Source organism: Kytococcus sp. HMSC28H12, from assembly GCF_001816045.1.
In the GTDB taxonomy this organism is placed as follows: domain Bacteria; phylum Actinomycetota; class Actinomycetes; order Actinomycetales; family Dermatophilaceae; genus Kytococcus; species Kytococcus schroeteri.
In genome coordinates, this window is record NZ_KV824264.1 from 1 (window position 1) to 17,296 (window position 17,296).

Annotated in this window: 12 protein-coding genes and 2 pseudogenes; 10 read left to right on the forward strand and 4 right to left on the reverse strand. The window is 72.4% G+C overall.

Translation table 11 applies throughout. From position 1 onward, the window contains the following. From HMPREF3099_RS00560 to HMPREF3099_RS00570, 3 genes are all read right to left on the reverse strand, one after another. On the reverse strand, positions 1-621 hold a 621-nt coding region (locus tag HMPREF3099_RS00560), incomplete at its 3' end, for an alkaline phosphatase family protein (protein ID WP_141761907.1). A gap of 8 nt (positions 622-629) precedes the next feature. Continuing rightward, a complete protein-coding gene (locus tag HMPREF3099_RS00565; RefSeq protein ID WP_070703275.1) occupies positions 630-1,241 on the reverse strand; it encodes a DUF5998 family protein in 612 nt (203 codons plus the stop codon). A gap of 47 nt (positions 1,242-1,288) precedes the next feature. Continuing rightward, positions 1,289-3,784 carry a bifunctional acetate--CoA ligase family protein/GNAT family N-acetyltransferase gene (locus tag HMPREF3099_RS00570; RefSeq protein ID WP_083323357.1) on the reverse strand — a complete coding sequence of 832 codons (2,496 nt, stop codon included), beginning with the start codon at positions 3,782-3,784 and terminating at the stop codon, positions 1,289-1,291. A gap of 99 nt (positions 3,785-3,883) precedes the next feature. Here HMPREF3099_RS00570 and HMPREF3099_RS00575 point away from each other — a divergent pair, with 99 nt between their 5' ends. From HMPREF3099_RS00575 to HMPREF3099_RS00615, 10 genes and pseudogenes are all read left to right on the forward strand, one after another. After that, positions 3,884-5,647: an AMP-binding protein gene (locus HMPREF3099_RS00575; RefSeq protein ID WP_070703268.1), complete on the forward strand. Its 1,764-nt coding sequence runs from the start codon at positions 3,884-3,886 to the stop codon at positions 5,645-5,647. A gap of 79 nt (positions 5,648-5,726) precedes the next feature. Next, positions 5,727-6,311, forward strand: a complete 585-nt coding sequence (locus HMPREF3099_RS00580; protein WP_070703269.1) for a protease inhibitor I9 family protein — start codon at positions 5,727-5,729, stop codon at positions 6,309-6,311. A gap of 12 nt (positions 6,312-6,323) precedes the next feature. Further along, a pseudogene (locus HMPREF3099_RS13590) lies at positions 6,324-8,066 on the forward strand (S8 family serine peptidase); the annotation flags it as partial. Positions 8,067-8,666: 600 nt separating this feature from the next. Beyond that, positions 8,667-9,632 (forward strand): cell wall-binding repeat-containing protein, encoded by a 966-nt coding sequence (locus HMPREF3099_RS13595; protein WP_256374406.1) that lies wholly within the window; start codon positions 8,667-8,669, stop codon positions 9,630-9,632. A 124-nt stretch (positions 9,633-9,756) separates the two neighbouring features. After that, positions 9,757-12,252, forward strand: a complete 2,496-nt coding sequence (locus HMPREF3099_RS00590; RefSeq protein ID WP_070703271.1) for a DNA gyrase/topoisomerase IV subunit A — start codon at positions 9,757-9,759, stop codon at positions 12,250-12,252. Positions 12,253-12,414: 162 nt separating this feature from the next. Beyond that, complete coding sequence (locus HMPREF3099_RS00595; RefSeq protein WP_237769682.1) at positions 12,415-12,741, forward strand: hypothetical protein; 327 nt, start codon at positions 12,415-12,417, stop codon at positions 12,739-12,741. Positions 12,742-12,773: 32 nt separating this feature from the next. Beyond that, on the forward strand, positions 12,774-13,526 hold the full coding sequence (locus HMPREF3099_RS00600; protein WP_141761908.1) for a hypothetical protein: 753 nt from the start codon (positions 12,774-12,776) through the stop codon (positions 13,524-13,526). A gap of 116 nt (positions 13,527-13,642) precedes the next feature. Next, complete coding sequence (locus HMPREF3099_RS00605; RefSeq protein WP_141761909.1) at positions 13,643-14,839, forward strand: hypothetical protein; 1,197 nt, start codon at positions 13,643-13,645, stop codon at positions 14,837-14,839. Position 14,840: 1 nt separating this feature from the next. Continuing rightward, on the forward strand, positions 14,841-15,476 hold the full coding sequence (locus HMPREF3099_RS00610) for an ABC transporter ATP-binding protein (protein WP_070703274.1): 636 nt from the start codon (positions 14,841-14,843) through the stop codon (positions 15,474-15,476). A gap of 186 nt (positions 15,477-15,662) precedes the next feature. Continuing rightward, complete coding sequence (locus tag HMPREF3099_RS00615; RefSeq protein ID WP_070703278.1) at positions 15,663-16,985, forward strand: short-chain fatty acid transporter; 1,323 nt, start codon at positions 15,663-15,665, stop codon at positions 16,983-16,985. A 52-nt stretch (positions 16,986-17,037) separates the two neighbouring features. On the opposite strand, the pseudogene HMPREF3099_RS13200 reads toward HMPREF3099_RS00615, so the two are convergent. After that, a pseudogene (locus HMPREF3099_RS13200) lies at positions 17,038-17,296 on the reverse strand (nuclease); the annotation flags it as partial.

Here is a 17,296-nt window from a genome sequence, read left to right on the forward strand (position 1 = left end):
CGGCTCGCTGCGGCTGGAGCGGCGCGCGAGGTCGAGCCCGGCGGCGGTCCAGGCACCCAGCCCGTCCGCGGGCAGGTAGGTGCCCCCGCGCTGGGCGGCCCGGGTGAGGGCCGAGGTGGCGAACTTCTTCTGTCCCACGCGCACCACGCGCACCCCGGCATCGGCCAGGCGGCCGAAGAGGGTGGGCTGGGTCTGCCAGGCCAGCGGGTCCGGTCCGTCCTTCCACGAGAGGTGGTTGAACACCGTGGAGGTGCGCGGGTCGCGCACCGCGTAGCCCACGTGGCCGTGCACCGCCGGCGGCACGCCGGTGGCGTGCGTGGCCAGGGAGACGGCGGTGGTGCTGGGGAAGCCGCAGACCGCCGGGGTGCTCACCTGCGGGTCCTGCAGCAGCGAGCGCAGGAAGGGTGCGTGCCCGGCGTAGCGCTCCAGCGTGGTCCAGCCCAGGCCGTCCAGCAGCACGCTCACCACGCCGTGGGCCGGCGGCAGCTCGCGGACGGGCAGGTCCGGCAGGTCGACGCCCAGAGAGGCGCCGAGGCTCGCGAAGAGGGAGGCCAGGCCGCCCGGCGCGTAGCCCAGGGCGGGGTCGACGGACTCGATGTCCAGCAGCGGGTGCGTGCTCACGCCGGACCTCAGCGCCCCAGGTTGGCCTGCACGGCGCGGGCGAAGTCCAGCGCCTCCTGCACCGCCTGGGCCCCGGAGACCTCCCCGCTGACGCGCAGCGAGATGTCGTCACCGGCCACCGTGCCCTCGTAGCCGTGGTCGCCCTCGCACTGCGGGTCGGCGCAGCCGGCCGGCACGAGGTCCAGGCGGCTGATCGCACCCCATCCGAGGGTCAGCGTGACCTCCCGGCCCAGGCTGCCCGGCCGGTAGTCCTCCGGGTTGGCCATGACGTGCGAGAGCACCACGCCGCGCAGACGGCTCAGCGGCACCGTCTCGGTGGTGGCCATGGCCACCGGCGCGGACTCCACGTGCTCTGCCTCGCGGTCGTCGGCGTGCGCGATGACCAGCCGCCCGGGCGTGAGGACGAGCACCGTGAGGTGGCGCCGCACGGTGTCGGTGTCGAAGGTGGCCTCCTGGTGCACCAGGTGGGCCTGCACCTCCTGGCCCGCCACGGCGGTGGCCACCACGTCGGCCACGAGGGCCGGGTAGTAGCCGGCCGCCTCGATGTCGTCGGCCAGGTCCTGCGGCAGGGAGTCCGCGGGCACCTGGGGGTCGTGCGACTCGTGGAGGCGTCCAAGCATGGGGGTCATCCTGCCACCCGGCACCGACGACCTCCCGCTGGGCGGCCTCAACGGGAGATGCTGCGACGCCCCGCGTCCTGGCGCACCTTGGGGCGGCGCACCGTGGCCCGGGCGCCGTGCACCACCACCCCGTCGGCCCGCACCTCCACCGGGCTCAACTGCAGCTCGGCGAGCTCGGGTACCGCGTCGGCCAGCACGGCCACGCGCGCCAGCAGGTCCTCCAGGGCGGCCCGGTCCACGCCGCGCGCGGTGAGCAGGCGGCTGCCCTGCAGGGAGTCCACGAGGTCGTGCACGTCGGCGTCGGTGAGCGGCGGCACCCGGTAGGAGGGGGTGCCGAGCAGCTCGGCGGTGCGCCCGTGGAAGCGCAGCGAGACCACCGGACCGAAGAGCGGGTCCTCCACCGCCTCCACCACCAGCGGCACCACCTCGCCCGGCCAGCCCGCGGCCGGCTCCCCGGGGGCCGCCGGGTCGTGCTCGATGCCCACGGCGGACAGCAGGTCCTCGAGCTCCTCGGGGCGCAGCTCCCGGCCGGCCGGGGCCGAGCGCAGCGCGTCGCCGGCCACCTCCTGCGCGGCGTCCAGCGACTGCCAGGTGACCCCCTCGGGCTGCACCAGGGTGCCCCGCGAGGAGCGGCGCCAGGCGGCGTAGCGCTCCACGGCGTTGAGCGCCCGCACCGCGTCCTCGGGGGTCATGTACGCCGGCACCACCTCGGTGACGGGACCCTCCGGGGTGTCCTTGGTGGCCGAGAGGGTCTCGTCGACGCCGTCCATGCCCGTCATCGTGGTCAGGCAGGGCTTGTCCTGGTCGAGGGCCACCCGGCCCACCGTGCGGGCCAGGTCCGTGCCGTCGCCCACCAGCGGCGGGATGAACACCGCGAGCACCGCGTGCACGGACGGGTCGGCGAAGGCCTCCTCCAGCGCGGCGGCCACCTCCTCCATCGAGGCGTCGTGCGCGAGCGAGGCGGGCTCGCGGGCCATCTCCAGCCCCCAGCCCACGCACGCGTCGGCGGCCAGGGCGGCCAGCGAGCTGGAGTTGCCCACGATGGCCACGCCACGCCCCTCCGGCAGCGGCTGGTGCAGCGCCAGCTGGGCCACGTTGAACATCTGGTGCAGGTTGCTCACGCGGATCACGCCGCTCTGGCGCAGCATCGCGTCCAGCGCCTCCGGGCTGGCCTGGCTGCGGCGGATGAGGTGCCCCGGCGGCACGCCGTAGCCCGAGGTGCCGGACTTGATGACGATGACCGGCTTGCGCGCGGCCAGCCGCTGCGAGATGCGGAAGAACTTGCGGGCGTTGCCCAGGGTCTCCAGGTAGAGCCCCACCGCGGCGGTGTCCTCGTCGTCGATCCAGTACTGCATGAGGTCGTTGCCCGAGACGTCCGCACGGTTGCCCGCCGAGACGAAGGTGGACAGGCCCACGCCGCGCTGCCGCGCCATCTGCGTCACCGAGACGCCCAGCGCACCGGACTGGGCGAAGAGCCCGAACCGCCCCCGCACGGACGGCGCGCCCAGCGTGGCGTTGAGCGAGACTTCCTGCGCGGAGTTGCTCAGCCCGTAGGAGTTGGGGCCCACCAGACGCATGCCGTGCCAGTGCACCAGCCGCAGCAGCTCGCGCTGGCGCCGCGCCCCCTCCTCGCCGGCCTCGGCGAACCCGGCCGAGACCACGAGCACTGAGCGCACCCCGATGGCGGCGCAGTCGGCCACCACCTCGTGCACCTTCTCGGCCGGCAGGGCGACGATCGCCAGGTCCACCGGGCCCTCGACCTCTCGCACGCTGGGCGTGGTGGTGATGCCCAGCAGCTCGGGCACCTCGGGGTGCACCACCTCCAGGCGCCCGGTGTACCCGCCGGCCACGATCTCCTCGAGCACCTTGTGCCCGATGGTGCCCTCGCGCCGCGAGACGCCGATCATCACCACCGACTCCGGGCGCAGCACGCGGGCCACCGAGCGGGACTCGGCGCGCTGCTCGCGGGCCTCGCGGACGGTGCGGGAGGTCTCGTTGGGCTGGATCTCGAAGGACACCGCGATGACGCCGTCCTCGAAGCGGTGGGCCACCTCGTAACCGGCCTCGGTGAAGACGTTCATCATCTGGCGGTTCTCGGGCAGCACGTCGGCGGTGAAACGCCCCAGGCCCAGCTCGTCGCCGATGGCGGCCAGGTGCTCCAGCATCACCGAGCCCAGGCCGCGGCCCTGGTGGGCGTCGGCCACGTTGAAGGCGACCTCGGCGGTCGTCGGGTCGAGGCGGTCGAAGCGCGCGATGGCGATGATCTCCCCGCCGATCTCGGCCACCAGGGCCACCCGCTGGTCCTGGTCCACCTGGGTGAAGCGGTCCAGGTCGCGGGCCGAGAGCTCGGGGATGGTGGCGAAGAAGCGCAGGTAGCGCGAGCGCTCGGACTGGCGCCGGTGGAAGGCGGCCACGGCCTCCCGGTCCCCCGGGCTGATGGGCCGCAGGTGGGCCACGGCGCCGTCACGCAGCACCACGTCCGTCACCCACGTGGCGGCACGGTCCGCCCTGATCTGCTCGGTGGTGGGGGCGACCTCGTCCATGGCCCCAGTGTGGCAGGCGCCCTCCGGGCGGCCGCCACCGCTCCGGACACCCCGGCCCCTGTCATGTGACGCCGGTCACCTGGCGGGTAGGTTTCCCCCATGAGCACTCCCACCGACACCTTCCGGGACGCCCGCGACGCCGTCCTGGCCCTGCACGACGCCGACGACGCGGCCGTGGACGCCTTCGCCGCGCCCCGCCTCACCGAGTTCAACTGGGGCCTTCACCACATCGATGCCGTGGCCGCCGGACCCCGCGCCGACGAGCCGGCCCTGCGCATCGTGGACGTGGTGAAGGACGGCACCCGCACCCACCAGCTCACCTGGGCGGAGGTCTCCCGCACCTCCTCGCAGATGGCCAGCTGGCTGCGCGAGGTGGGCGTGGCCCAGGGCGACCGCGTGCTGGTGATGCTGGGCAACCAGACCGAGCTGTGGCAGGTGATGGTGGGCTGCATCAAGCTGGGCGCCCAGGTCATCCCGGCCACCACGCTGCTCACCCCCGAGGACCTCACCGACCGCGTGGCCCGCGGGAAGGTCAAGCACGTCATCACCACCGCCGGCGAGGCGCACACCTTCGCCAAGGTGGACGGCGACTTCCAGCGCATCGCCGTCTGCGGCGAGGGCGACACGCCCGAGGGCTGGCTGCGCCTGGAGGACTTCCACGCCGCGAGCGCCGACTTCACCCCCGACGCGCCCACCATGGCCGACGACACGATGCTGCTGTACTTCACCTCCGGCACCACGAGCGCGCCCAAGCTCGTGGAGCACACCCACTCCAGCTACACGGTGGGCGCCCTGTCCACGATGTTCTGGGTGGGCCTGCGCCCCGGCGACGTGCACGTGAACATCTCCTCCCCCGGCTGGGCCAAGCACGCGTGGAGCTCGCTGTTCACCCCGTGGACCGCCGAGGCCACGATCCTCGTGGTCAACCAGCCGCGCTTCGACGCGAAGGCCCTGCTGGAGGTGCTGGCCGCCGAGGGCGCCACCACCTTCTGCGCCCCGCCCACGGTGTACCGCATGCTCATCCAGCAGGACCTCGCCGCCTGGCGCGAGAAGCTGGCCCTGCGCGAGATGGTGGGCGCCGGCGAGCCGCTCAACCCCGAGGTGATCCGCGCCGTGGAGAAGGGCCTGGGCATCACCATCCGCGACGGCTTCGGCCAGACCGAGACCACCGCGCAGATCGGCAACGCGCCGGGTCGCCCGCTCAAGCCGGGTTCCATGGGCCGCCCCCTGCCGGGCTACGACGTGGTGCTGCTCGACCAGGCCACCGGGGCCGAGGTGACCACCCCCGGCGAGGAGGGCGAGCTGTGCCTGCGCCTCGATGGCCCCAAGGGACGCCCCATCGGGCTGATGGTGGGCTACCACGGCGACGAGCAGAAGACCGCTGACGCGATGCGCGACGGGGCGTACCACACCGGTGACGTGGCGGTGCGCGACGAGGACGGCTACATCACCTACGTGGGCCGCGCCGACGACGTGTTCAAGGCCAGCGACTACCGCATCAGCCCGTTCGAGGTGGAGTCCGTGCTCATCGAGCACGAGCTGGTGGCCGAGGCGGCCGTGGTGCCCTCGCCGGACCCGACCCGCCTGTCGGTGCCCAAGGCCTACGTGGTGCTGGTCGAGGGCACCGAGCCGAGTCGCGAGATCGCCGGGTCGATCCTCGCCTACTGCCGCGCCAACCTGGCTCCGTACAAGCGCGTCCGCCGCCTGGAGTTCGGCGAGCTGCCGAAGACCGTCTCCGGCAAGATCCGCCGGGTGGAGCTCAAGGCACGGGAGAACGAGTTCCACCCCGTGGGCGACGACCCCACCGAGCGCGCCAGCGAGTGGGAGTTCTGGGAGAGCGACTTCCCCGACCTCAAGGGCTGAGCAGGAGGCCGGTGACACCGACGGATGGGCTCCGTGCGAGAATGCTTTCAATAACACTTCTCACAAGGAGCCCTTCGTCGTGTCCCTGCACCGCCGCCCCCACGCAGCTGGTCTGACCGCGCTCACCATCCTGTGCCTGACCGGCTCGATGGTGTCGCTGTCGCCCGCCGGCGCCGCCCCCACCGTCCCGCCGACCGCGCAGGACGACAGCCCCCCAAGCACCACCGCCCTGGAGGAGCTCGCCACGCTCCCCCCGCACCAGACGCCGGCTGACCGCAGCTGGTCCGACGGCCTGTACGTGGTGGTGACCGCCGACGAGCCGATCGCCACCTACACCGGGGGCGTGAAGGGCCTGTCCGCCACCGCTGGGAAGGCCGGGGACGCCCGCCCGTCAGCCGTGCGCGCCTATGCCCAGCACCTGACCAGCCAGCAGGACGCGGTGCTCTCTCGCGTGGACGCACCCCGCCCGGTGGAGCGCTACACCCACGCCCTCTCCGGGGTTGCCGTGGAGCTCACCGCGGAGCAGGCCCGGAAGCTGTCCGCCGACCCGCGCGTGCTGTCGGTGACCGAGAACCGTCTGGAGACCCTCCACACCGACCAGTCCCCCGAGATGCTGGGACTCACGGGCCCCGACGGCGTGTGGAAGCACGCCGGCGACACCTAGGGCCAGGGCGTCGTCGTCGGCGTGATCGACTCCGGCATCAACCCGGCCAACCCCTCCTTCGACGACGCCGGCATGACCGCGCCGCCGGCCGACTGGCGCGGAGCGTGCAAGAGCGAGACCCCCGCCGACTTCCCCGAGAGCACGTGCGACAACAAGATCATCGGTGCCAAGGTCTTCCGTGAGGGCCTGGGCGAGCACAAGCTCGCCGACCACGAGTCCCACTCGCCGCTGGACGTCCACGGCCACGGCTCGCACACCGCCAGCACCGCCACCGGTGCCGCCGGCACCAAGGTGTCGGTCAACGGCCTGCCGTCCGGCCCCATCTCCGGCATGGCACCGAAGGCGCACGTGGCGGCCTACAAGGCCTGCTGGGAGCTCGCCGAAGGCCGAGGTGTTTGTCCGACCGTGGACACCACCGCGGCCATCGACGCCGCCGTGGCCGACGGGGTCGACATCATCAACTACTCGATCTCCGGCACCGACCGCGACCTGCGCGACCCGGTCGAGGTGGCCTTCATGAACGCCGCCGCCAGCGGCGTGTTCGTCGCGGCCTCGTCGGGCAACGACGGCCCCAAGGAGGCCACCACCAACCACCCCTCCCCGTGGGTGACCACCGTGGCCGCCGGTGCACACGCCGAGCACCGCAAGACGCTGGTCACCGGCGACGGCCAGCGCTACGAAGGGTCCTCCATGACACCGCCCCTGCCGCAGGAGGCCCCGCTGGTGCTCGCCGACGAGGTGGCCCCCGAGAACGCCTCGCCCAGCACCGAGTGCCGCGCCGGCACGCTGGACCCGGCCAAGGTCAAGGGCACGATCGTGGTGTGCGACCGCAGCGAGGCCAACCCGATGGATCAGTCCCGGGCGGTGAAGGACGCCGGTGGCGTGGGCATGGTGCTGGTCAACACCGAGCCCGGGGACACCCTTACCCACGACCACTGGGTGCCCACCGTGCACCTGGACTCCTCCGCGCGCAAGGGCCTGCGGGCCTACGCCCGCGGCTCCGAGGCCACGGCCTCGCTGGTGGACGAGCACGGGGGCTCCTCCACCGTGCCCAGTCTGGCCGACTTCTCCTCCCGCGGCCCGACGAACGCTGCGCAGGGCAATCTGCTCAAGCCCGACCTCACGGCCCCGGGTGTGGACGTCCTGGCCGCCTGGTCCTCCGCGGAGCGTGGCCGCCCCGTGGCCAGGCACGTCTCGGGCACGTCCATGTCCGCACCGCACGTGGCCGGCCTGGCCGCCCTGGTCAAGCAGGCCCACCCGGACTGGTCCCCGATGGCGATCAAGTCGGCCATGATGACCACCTCGCGGAAGATGACCGGCCCGGACGACAACCACCCCTTCGGGGGCGGCGCCGGCTTCGTCGAGCCGCGGGCCTTCCTGGACCCCGGTCTCGTCGTGGACTCCGACGCCTCGGACTGGGAGCGCCTCCTGGCCGGACAGGGTGCGCGGATGGGCCAGGACGTCGACCCCATCAAGCCGTGGCAGCTGAACACCCCGTCCATCGCGGTCGGCGGCCTCCTCGGCGAGCAGACCGTCACCCGCACGGTCACCAACACCACCGGCAGGACCACCACCTGGACCCCGAAGGTGTCCGGCCTGGACGGCGTGGAGACGTCCGTCTCCCCCCAGCGTCTCACTCTGGCCCCCGGTGAGTCCGGCACCGTGACCTTGACCTTCACCGACACCGGCATGCCGGCCCAGCAGTGGGTCACCGGCCGACTCGACCTGACCGCCAGCGGGGTGAACCCCTTCCACCTGCCCATCGCGCTGCGCTCCGAGGCGGTGCAGATGCCCAGTCATGTGCTGGGTCACGCCGGTCAGTCGACCGTGCCGGTGGAGCTGCGTTCCTCGCGCAAGCGCGACGTGGCCCTGCGGACCCACGGGATGGTCCCGGGACGTGAGTGGCGCGGCACCGTGCGCCAGGACAAGGGTGAGGAGTGGACGGGTCGCGAGAAGGAGGCCTACCGCGTGCCCTTCGAGGCGAAGATCGGTGACGTGTTCTGGGCCGAGATCGAGTCCGACGACCCGAACGTGAACCTGGACCTGACCATCACCTGGAAGGAGTTCCCCGGGTACCCGCTGGACCGCGGGCGCACCCCCGCCGCCAACGAGCGCCTCATCGTGCCGAGCATCGGCACCGACGCGGACTTCGAGCTGCACGTGACCGGTACCGACCTCAAGGGCAAGGAGTCCACCGACTTCACCCTGCGGCTGTTCGTCCTGTCGCCCGACGCGGCCGACGCGGGCAACCTCGCCTTCAAGAGCCCGGTGCACCTGCCCCGCATCGCGCCGCACACCGCCGAGGGCGCGGTGTCCGTCGACGACCCCACCAAGGCCTGGCTGGGGATGGTCGAGATGGAGCCGGCCGAGGGCGGTGAGCCGCTGGCCCGCACACTGGTGCACCTGGACCCCTCGAAGGCGGAGAAGGTCTCCCGCGTGGGCGGCGCCAACCGTTACGCCACCGCAGCCCGCCTGGCCCGCAGCATGAAGGGCGACCACGACACGGTGTACGTGGCCTCCGGCCAGGACCACCCTGACGCCCTGGCCGGCGCATCGGTGGCCTCCAGCAAGAATGCCCCGCTGCTGCTCACCCGTCGCGACCGTCTGCCGGCCGAGACCCGCGAGGCACTGGCCCAGATCGGCCCCCGCAAGGTGGTCATCCTGGGCGGCGAGAAGGCCGTGAGCCGTGAGGTGGCCGGCCAGCTGGCGGCCGGTGGCAGGACGGTCGAGCGCGTCGCCGGCGCCAACCGCTACGCGACCGCGGCCCGTCTCACTGCCGGGCACGACGCCCCGGTGGACACCGTGTACCTCGCCTCCGGTCAGGACTACCCCGACGCCCTCACCGGTGCTGCCGTGGCCGGTGCCCAGGACGCGCCGCTGCTGCTCACCCGGGGCGACCGCCTGCCCACCGAGACCCGCAAGGCACTTCAGCGGATGCGTCCCGACCGGGTCGTCATCCTCGGTGGTCGCCAGGTGGTGAAGGGCTCGGTCTTCGCCGAGGCGGGCGAGTATGCCGACGCGGTGCGCCGCATCGGCGGCGCCGACCGCTACGAGACGGCCGATTTGGTGGCACGGTCGGTCAAGAAGGACCCCTACCAGGTGTTCGTCGCCTCCGGTGAGAACTACCCCGACGCCCTGACCGCCGCCGCCGTGGCCGGCACGCAGGACACCGCCGTGCTGCTGACGCGCAGTGACCGTCTGCCCGAGCCGACCTCGCGGGCCGTCACCCGCCTCTCGCCGTGGGTCTCCACGGTGGTCGGTGGCGCCACGGCCGTGGGCGACAAGGTCGTCCAGGCCCTGCGCGGCATCCCCCGCCGCTGAGCCGATCCACTCCGGCGCCCGCCCCCGTCTTCCGGTGGTCCAGCAGACCACCGGAAGACGGGGGCGGCCTCGTGCCCGGGGCAGTGCGTGCCGGTCCCCCGGCGCGGCGGGCGGATGACGCATCATGTGGCCCGTGCCCAAGAAGTCCGACAAGCCCGCAGAGCCCACCCAGGTGGCCGACACGGTCATCGACATCGACGTCGCCGAGGAGATGAGCTCGGCCTTCCTCGAGTACGCCTACTCCGTCATCTACAGCCGCGCCCTGCCGGACGCGCGCGACGGCCTCAAGCCGGTGCAGCGCCGCATCCTCTTCGGCATGGACGAGCTCGTCCTGCGTCCGGACCGCGGCTACGTCAAGTCCTCCCGCGTCGTCGGCGAGGTGATGGGCAAGTACCACCCGCACGGCGACCAGGCCATCTACGACGCCCTCGTGCGCCTGGCCCAGCCGTTCACGATGCGCCTTCCCCTGGTGGACGGGCACGGCAACTTCGGCTCCCTGGACGACGGACCGGCCGCCAGCCGCTACACCGAGGCCCGCATGGCCCCGGCCGCGCTCACCATGACGGCCACGCTGGACGAGGACACCGTGGACATGGTGCCCAACTACGACGACCAGCTCCTGCAGCCCGAGGTGCTGCCCGCGGCCTACCCCAACCTGCTGGTCAACGGGGCGTCGGGCATCGCGGTGGGCATGGCCACCAACATCGCCCCGCACAACTTGCGCGAGGTGGTGGCCGCCGCCCGCCACCTCCTGGACAACCCCGCCGCCACGGTGGAGGACCTCATGCGCTTCGTGCCCGGGCCGGACCTGCCCGGCGGCGGCCGCATCGTGGGGCTCGACGGCATCCGCGACGCCTACCGCACCGGCCGCGGCTCGTTCCGCACCCGGGCCAAGGCCACCATCGAGAACGTCACCCCGCGCCGCAAGGGCATCGTGGTCACCGAGCTGCCCTACCTGGTGGGGCCGGAGAAGGTCATCGCCAAGCTCAAGACGCAGGTGCAGGCCAAGAAGCTGCAGGGCATCGCCGACGTCAAGGACCTCACCGACCGCCACAACGGCCTGCAGCTGGTCATCGAGGTGAAGAACGGCTTCAACCCCGAGGCCGTGCTGGCGCAGCTGTACAAGCAGACGCCGATGGAGGAGTCCTTCGGCATCAACACCGTGGCGCTCGTGGACGGCCAGCCGCGCACCCTGGGGCTCAAGGAGGCCCTGCAGGTGTACGTGGACTTCCGGTGCGAGGTGGTACGGCGGCGCACCGCGTTCCGCCTAGGGAAGCGGCGCGACCGGCTGCACCTGGTGGAGGGGCTGCTGCTGGCCATCCTCGACATCGACGAGGTCATCCAGCTCGTCCGCTCCTCGGACGACGCCGCCGAGGCCCGCACGCGGCTCATGGAGGTCTTCGACCTCTCCGAGGCGCAGGCCTCCTACATCCTGGAGCTGCAGCTGCGGCGCCTGACGAAGTTCTCCCGCATCGAGCTGGAGACCGAGCGCGACGAGCTGCAGGCCGCCATCGCCGAGCTGGAGGCGATCCTGGCCGACGAGGCGCGCCTGCGCGGTGTGGTGAGCGACGAGCTGGCCGCCGTGGCCGCCGAGCACGGCACCCCGCGCCGCACCGTGCTGCTGGAGAGCGAGGCCGCCGCCGCGATGGTGCCCGCCGCCCCGCTGGAGGTGGCCGACGACCCCGTGACCGTGGCGCTCTCGGCCACCGGACTCATCGCCCGCGTGCCCCGCGAGGAGGACACCAGCGGCGCGCTGGTGCGCACCGACGTGCGCCCCGCCGACGCACCCCGGGTGGACCACGACGCCATCGCCTCGGTGGTGGCCGCCACCGCCCGTGGCCAGGTGGGCCTGGTGACCTCTGCCGGGCGCCTGGTGCGGCTGTCGGTGGTGGACCTGCCCGCCCTGCCGGCCGCCGGCTCGCTGGGGCTCACCGGTGGGGCTCCGGTGGCGGCCTTCGTGGACCTGGCCGGCGGCGAGCGCCCGCTGGCCCTGGTGCGCACCGACGACGTGGAGGGCACCGCCGGGCTGGCGCTGGGCACCGCCCGGGGCGTGGTCAAGCGGGTGCGCCCGGAGTACCCGGCGAGCAAGGACGCGATGGAGGTCATCAGCCTGGCCGAGGGCGACGAGCTGGTGGGCGCCGCCGAACTGTCCGACGGCAGCGAGGAGCTCGTGTTCGTCACCGACGCCGCCGCGCTGCTGCGCTACCCGGCCTCGCTGGTGCGCCCGCAGGGGCTGTCCGGAGGCGGTGTGGCCGGCATCAAGGTGCCCGAGGGCGGGCGCGTGGTGGCCTTCGCCCCGGTGCGGACGGGCGGCGAGGGTGAGACCGACGCCCCTGCCCCCGTGGTGGTCACCGTCGCCGGGTCGGCCGGGGCGCTGCCCGGCTCCGGCGGGTCGGTGAAGGTGACGCCGCTGGAGGCCTACCCGGGCAAGGGCCGGGCCACCGCGGGCGTGCGCTGCCACCGCTTCCTCAAGGGTGAGGACGCGCTCGTGCTGGCCTGGGTGGGCGCCGACCCGCGGGCGGTGGACGCGGGGGGCTCGGCGGTGGCCCTGCCGGAGCCCACCGACCGCCGCGACGGCTCGGGCACGCCCGCCCCGGCGGCGATCCTCGGCATCGGCTGAGGCGTCAGACGACGCACCCACGCCTCGAGAACCAAGGACTTGACCCTCCCCCCCGATGGTTCCATGATGTGGGTCGCACCGGGCGGCCGGAAAAGGGGAAAAACCATGCACCGCACTCGCATTCGACCACTGGCAGCCGCTGCACTGGCGGTCGTCGCCGCTGTGTCCGCGACGTCCGCCTACGCCGGTACGAGTTACCGGTCGTACAGCACCACGGTCGGCAAGTTCAACGGCAAGGCGTACACCGCCTCCCAGACCAAGAGCATCAACAGTCGTGCCGGTGATCTCACGTCACAGTCCGTGGGGGGCAACTACAAGGTGGATGCCCGGATGCTCCCCGGCGGCACCGGGGTCTCCGGTGTGACCGACAACCAGGAGTACAAGCTGAACAACTCGATCGGCTCCGGTGCCTCCACGCGTGTGGAGTTCAACAACGGTGTCTTCACGCGGGTGGACGTCCAGGTCAGCGGCACGTGGCGCAGCAACTGAGCACTGTGGCGAGGGGTGCCAGCGTCCGGCTGGTGCCCCTCGCTGTTGCCCTGCTCGTCCTCACCCTGGGCGGCCTCACGAGCTGGTTCGGCACTCAGGGAACGGCCTATGTGAGCCCGTTCCACAGTTATCTCGCCGCCTCCAGCGGACCCGTGGGACTCACACTGCCACTGGCCCTGGCACTCGTCGCCGGCTGGCACCTGCGGTCCTGCCTGACCGACGGGTTCCTCGAGGCGACCCGGACGCGTGCCCCTGTGACCGTCACCCTCCGTCGGCTCTGCTGGCCATGGGCGGTCGTCGCCGGCCTCGCCGCTGCGCTGCTGCCCGTGGTCTACGGACTGGTGACCCTGGAGTTGCTCCCGAGCACGGGCTTCCAGTACTACCCGGACGCCTACCACGTGGCCGAGCAGCACGTGGCGGACTGGAACGCCGATGCGGTGGCCGGCGGCGCCCTGACCCGTCGGACCCCATGGGCCTACGTTGCCGCCCACAGCGCATGGCTCGGCCTCTGGGGGCTGGTGCTCGCCGCGGCCACCCAGGCACTCCTGCTCCTGGTGAGGCGCCATGCGCTGGCGTTCTTCCTCCCCCTCGCGGGTGTCACCGTCGTCTCCGTGGTGCTCGCACTCGCCAAGCTGGAGACCTTCACCCCCACGGCCTCGCAGTTCCCACCCACCTTGGATGTCTTCCCGCTCTGGCACGCTGTGCCCTCGCTGGCCCTGGCCACGGGAGTGACGGCGCTCCTGTGGATGTGCGTGCTGGTGCGGCTGCCTGAACTCCCCCGGTGAGTACCGTGCTCCGACCGAGGACGCTCGGGATACTCGTCGTCGGTGTCGTCTGCGGCTGCCTCTACGGGCTCCACGCCCGCTCGGCCGCCGCGCCCACCGTTGCAGATCACCTCTGGATGCGGCTGACCGACCCCCGGCCCTGGGTGTCCGTGATCCTGCCGGCAAGTCTCGTGGTGGCCGTCTCCGACGGTGTCTGGCACGGCTCCCCGGCCGCGCGCATGCGGCACGGTACCGACCGCTCCCTCACGCGGGCGCTGTTCCTCGATGCCCTCACAGCCTCGTGTGCAGCTCTCGGCGGGTACCTCCTGGGGGCCGCAGCCAGCGCCACCGGCCTGCCGTGGGAGAGCCTGCCCCAGGCGGCACCGACCCTGGCGGCCTGTCTCATGACACTCGCTGCCGCGACGACGCTGCTGAGCACGGCCGTTGCAGGAGCCGCCGCGTGGCGTGCGGCGGCAGGCTGGGCGCTCTGCTGTGCCGTGGTGCTCTGGGCCGTCTGCCAGATCGGCCTGGGCATCCCCACCCTGGGAGTGGGCCCCGTCGACCTGGCCCTGCCGGGCCCCGAGGCAGGCAGGGTGCGGTCCCTCGCCTCGCTGCTTGCCTGCGCGGCCCTGGCAGTGGCAGTGCAGCGGGGCCCCCTTCGACCCACCTCCGCCTTCTGGACCACCACGGCCGCTGCTGGGCTGTGGACCCTGGCAGCGCCCGCGCTCCAGGGCAACGGGTGGCACTCCTCGGGAGAGGTCCTTCTCCTCACCTGGTGGGGGCACGGCGGCGGGGCGTTCGATGCCCAGGTCTTCACGGTGCACTGGATGGTCACCAACCTCCCGGTGCTCATGGCCCTCCTGGCCCTCGACACCCCTGCCCTGCGCTCAGCGCCCCTGCGTGTCCTCGCCCATGGAAGGACCTGGCCCGTTCTGAAGCCCTCCGTCACGGCCCCTGCCGTTGCCGTGGTCGGCGCAACGGCGTGCACCACCGTGATCGCCACGGTCATGACCGGAGAGCAGCTCTCGTCGTCGCTCCTGCTCGGTGGCCACCTCCTTCTCGGGTGGCTCCTGCACGTGCTCGTCTGGGGCACGCTCACCGTCTCGGTCACGTGGGTCGCCGGTGACCAGAACTGGGGGCTGATAGTCCTCAGCAGCACGCTGCTCCTCGCCCCCCTCGCACCGTGGGAGTCCTCGCACCTCCCGCTCGGCCTCACCGCGCTGGCCCAGGACGCGGGAGCCTCTCCAGCCTGGCTGTGGCTCGCCGCTCCCGTGGCAGCGCTCGCCCTGACCATCCGATGTTCACCACTGCCCCGACAAGGACGTGACCTCTGACATGCACGCCATCTCCGCCCTTGGGCTCTCGAAGGCCTTCCGCGGCACCCCTGTTCTGCGAGACGTCGACCTCACTGTCGAGCACGGTGAGTCCATCGGCCTCAGCGGCCCCAACGGCTCCGGCAAGTCCGTGCTCTTCAAGTTGCTCGTAGGGTTCATGCGACCTGACGCCGGAGAAGTGACCATCGACCCAGCCCTCATGGGGCCCGGACGCAAGTACCCGGAGTCCTTCGGCGTCATGATCAATTCCCCCGGGTTCCTCGGCCATCTGAGTGCCGCGGACAACCTGCGCGAGCTGGCGCACATCCGCAGGGTCGCGGATGAGGCCCGCGTCCGAGAAACCCTCGAGGCCGTGGGGCTGGACCCCACGTCATCGACCAAGGCGAAGAACTTCTCCCTCGGGATGAAGCAGAAGCTGGGCATCGCCCAAGCAATCCTCGAACGACCGCGCGTGCTGCTGCTGGACGAACCCTTCAACGCACTCGACCAGTCGAGTGCCGAGCGCATCACCGGCCTCCTGAGGGACTTCTCCTCGGATGGTGGCACGTTGCTCATGACCAGCCATCGTTCGGAGGACCTCGAGGCCCTCACCCAACGGCGTCTGCGCATCGACGACGCACGGGTGGTCGAGGCCTGAATGACCGAACCCGGCATCGGCTGAGGTTCGACCGCCGGCGCGGCGGGACCCCCGTACCCGGTGTGACCGGGGTCACCCATAGCATCTGGGTGCCCTGTCCCCTCGCCTGGAGGTCCACCCGTGTCCAGCCCCGCGTCCACGGCCACCACCCGCCCCAGCCCGGACCGCCGCCGCGGCCAGGGGGTGATGGGGCCGATCAACCACCTGGTGGAGCGGTTCATCCCCTCCTCGCTGGTGTTCGCCATCGTGCTGACGCTCGTGGTGATGGTCGCCGCGCTGGCGCTCACCGACGCCGGCCCCCGCGAGGTGGTCACGGCCTGGGGTGACGGACTGGCCGGGCTGCTGGCGTTCATCACCCAGATGGCGCTGGTGCTCATGCTCGGCCACGTGCTGGCCCACACCGGCCCGGTGCGCACCCTGCTCACCGGCCTGGCCCGCGTGCCCCGTGGCCGCGTCATGCCCTACGTCTTCGTGGCCCTGGTGACCTGTCTGGCCACCCTCGTCACGTGGGGGCTGGGCCTGGTGGTCGGCGCCCTGCTGGCCAAGGAGGTGGCCGCCCAGGCCCGGCTGCGCGGCGAGAAGGTGCACTTCCCGCTGCTCGTGGCCACCGGCTACACCGGCATGAGCATCTGGCACATGGGCTACTCCGGCTCGGCGCCGCTCACGGCCGCCACCGAAGGCTCCTTCGTGGCCCAGCAGGTGGGCCACACCATCCCCATCACGCAGACCACCTTCAGCTGGTGGAACCTCACCGCGGCCGCGGTGGCGTTGCTGGTCATCTTCGCCACCGTGGCGCTCATGGCCCCGAAGTCCGGTGCGGACGTGGTGGAGATGCCCGAGCACCAGCTGGAGACCGCCCGGCCGGAGTGGACGGTGGAGACCCCGGCCGACGCGGTGGACGCCTCCCGGGTGACCACCACCGTGCTCGGCCTGCTGGTGGTGGCCTACCTGGGCCTGCACTTCGCCGACGGCGGCACGCTCACCCTGGACGTCGTCAACTGGAGCTTCCTGGGCCTGGTGCTGCTGCTGGTGCGCAATCCCTTCGAGCTGGTGGAGCTGGTCAAGGACGCCGCCTCCAACGTGGGCGAGATCCTGCTGCAGTTCCCGCTCTACGCCGGGATCATGGGCATCATGGCCGGCACCGGCCTCATCGCCGTGCTCTCGGACGCGGTGGTCGACACCTCCACGCCGCAGACCTTCGGGCTGCTGGCCTTCCTCTCGGCCGGCCTGGTGAACTTCTTCGTGCCGTCGGGCGGCGGGCAGATCGCCGTGCAGGGGCCGATCCTGCTCGATGCCGCCGAGCGCCTCGGCGTGGACCCGGCGGTGGCGATCATGGCCGTCTCCTACGGCGACCAGTGGACCAACATGGTGCAGCCCTTCTGGGCCCTGCCGCTGCTGGCCATCGCCGGCCTCCGCATCCGCGACGTGCTGGGCTACACCACGATGATCCTGGTCACCGTGGGCGTGGTCCTGGCCGCCACGATGCTGCTCGTGGGCACCGGGGCGTGACCCCACCACGCACGAGGGGCCCGGGCGCCTGCCCGGGCCCCTCGTGCGTGCCTCACACCTTGGCGGCGCGCCACCCGGCCTTGATCGCCTCGGCGGCGGAGCAGAACCACCGCTCCCCCTTGGCCGGCGAGATCTTGGTCTGCGTGTAGTGCCGCTGGCCCGGGGAGTGGAAGATCTTCTCCCCACTGCTGGAGATGTTGCCCTTGATGCGGCACGCGCCACCACCGGGCTCGGCCGGCGCCGGCGGGGTGTCCACCAGGCGGGCCGGCGGCGCGGTGGTGGCCGGAGCCGGGGCGGGCGTCGGGGTCGGG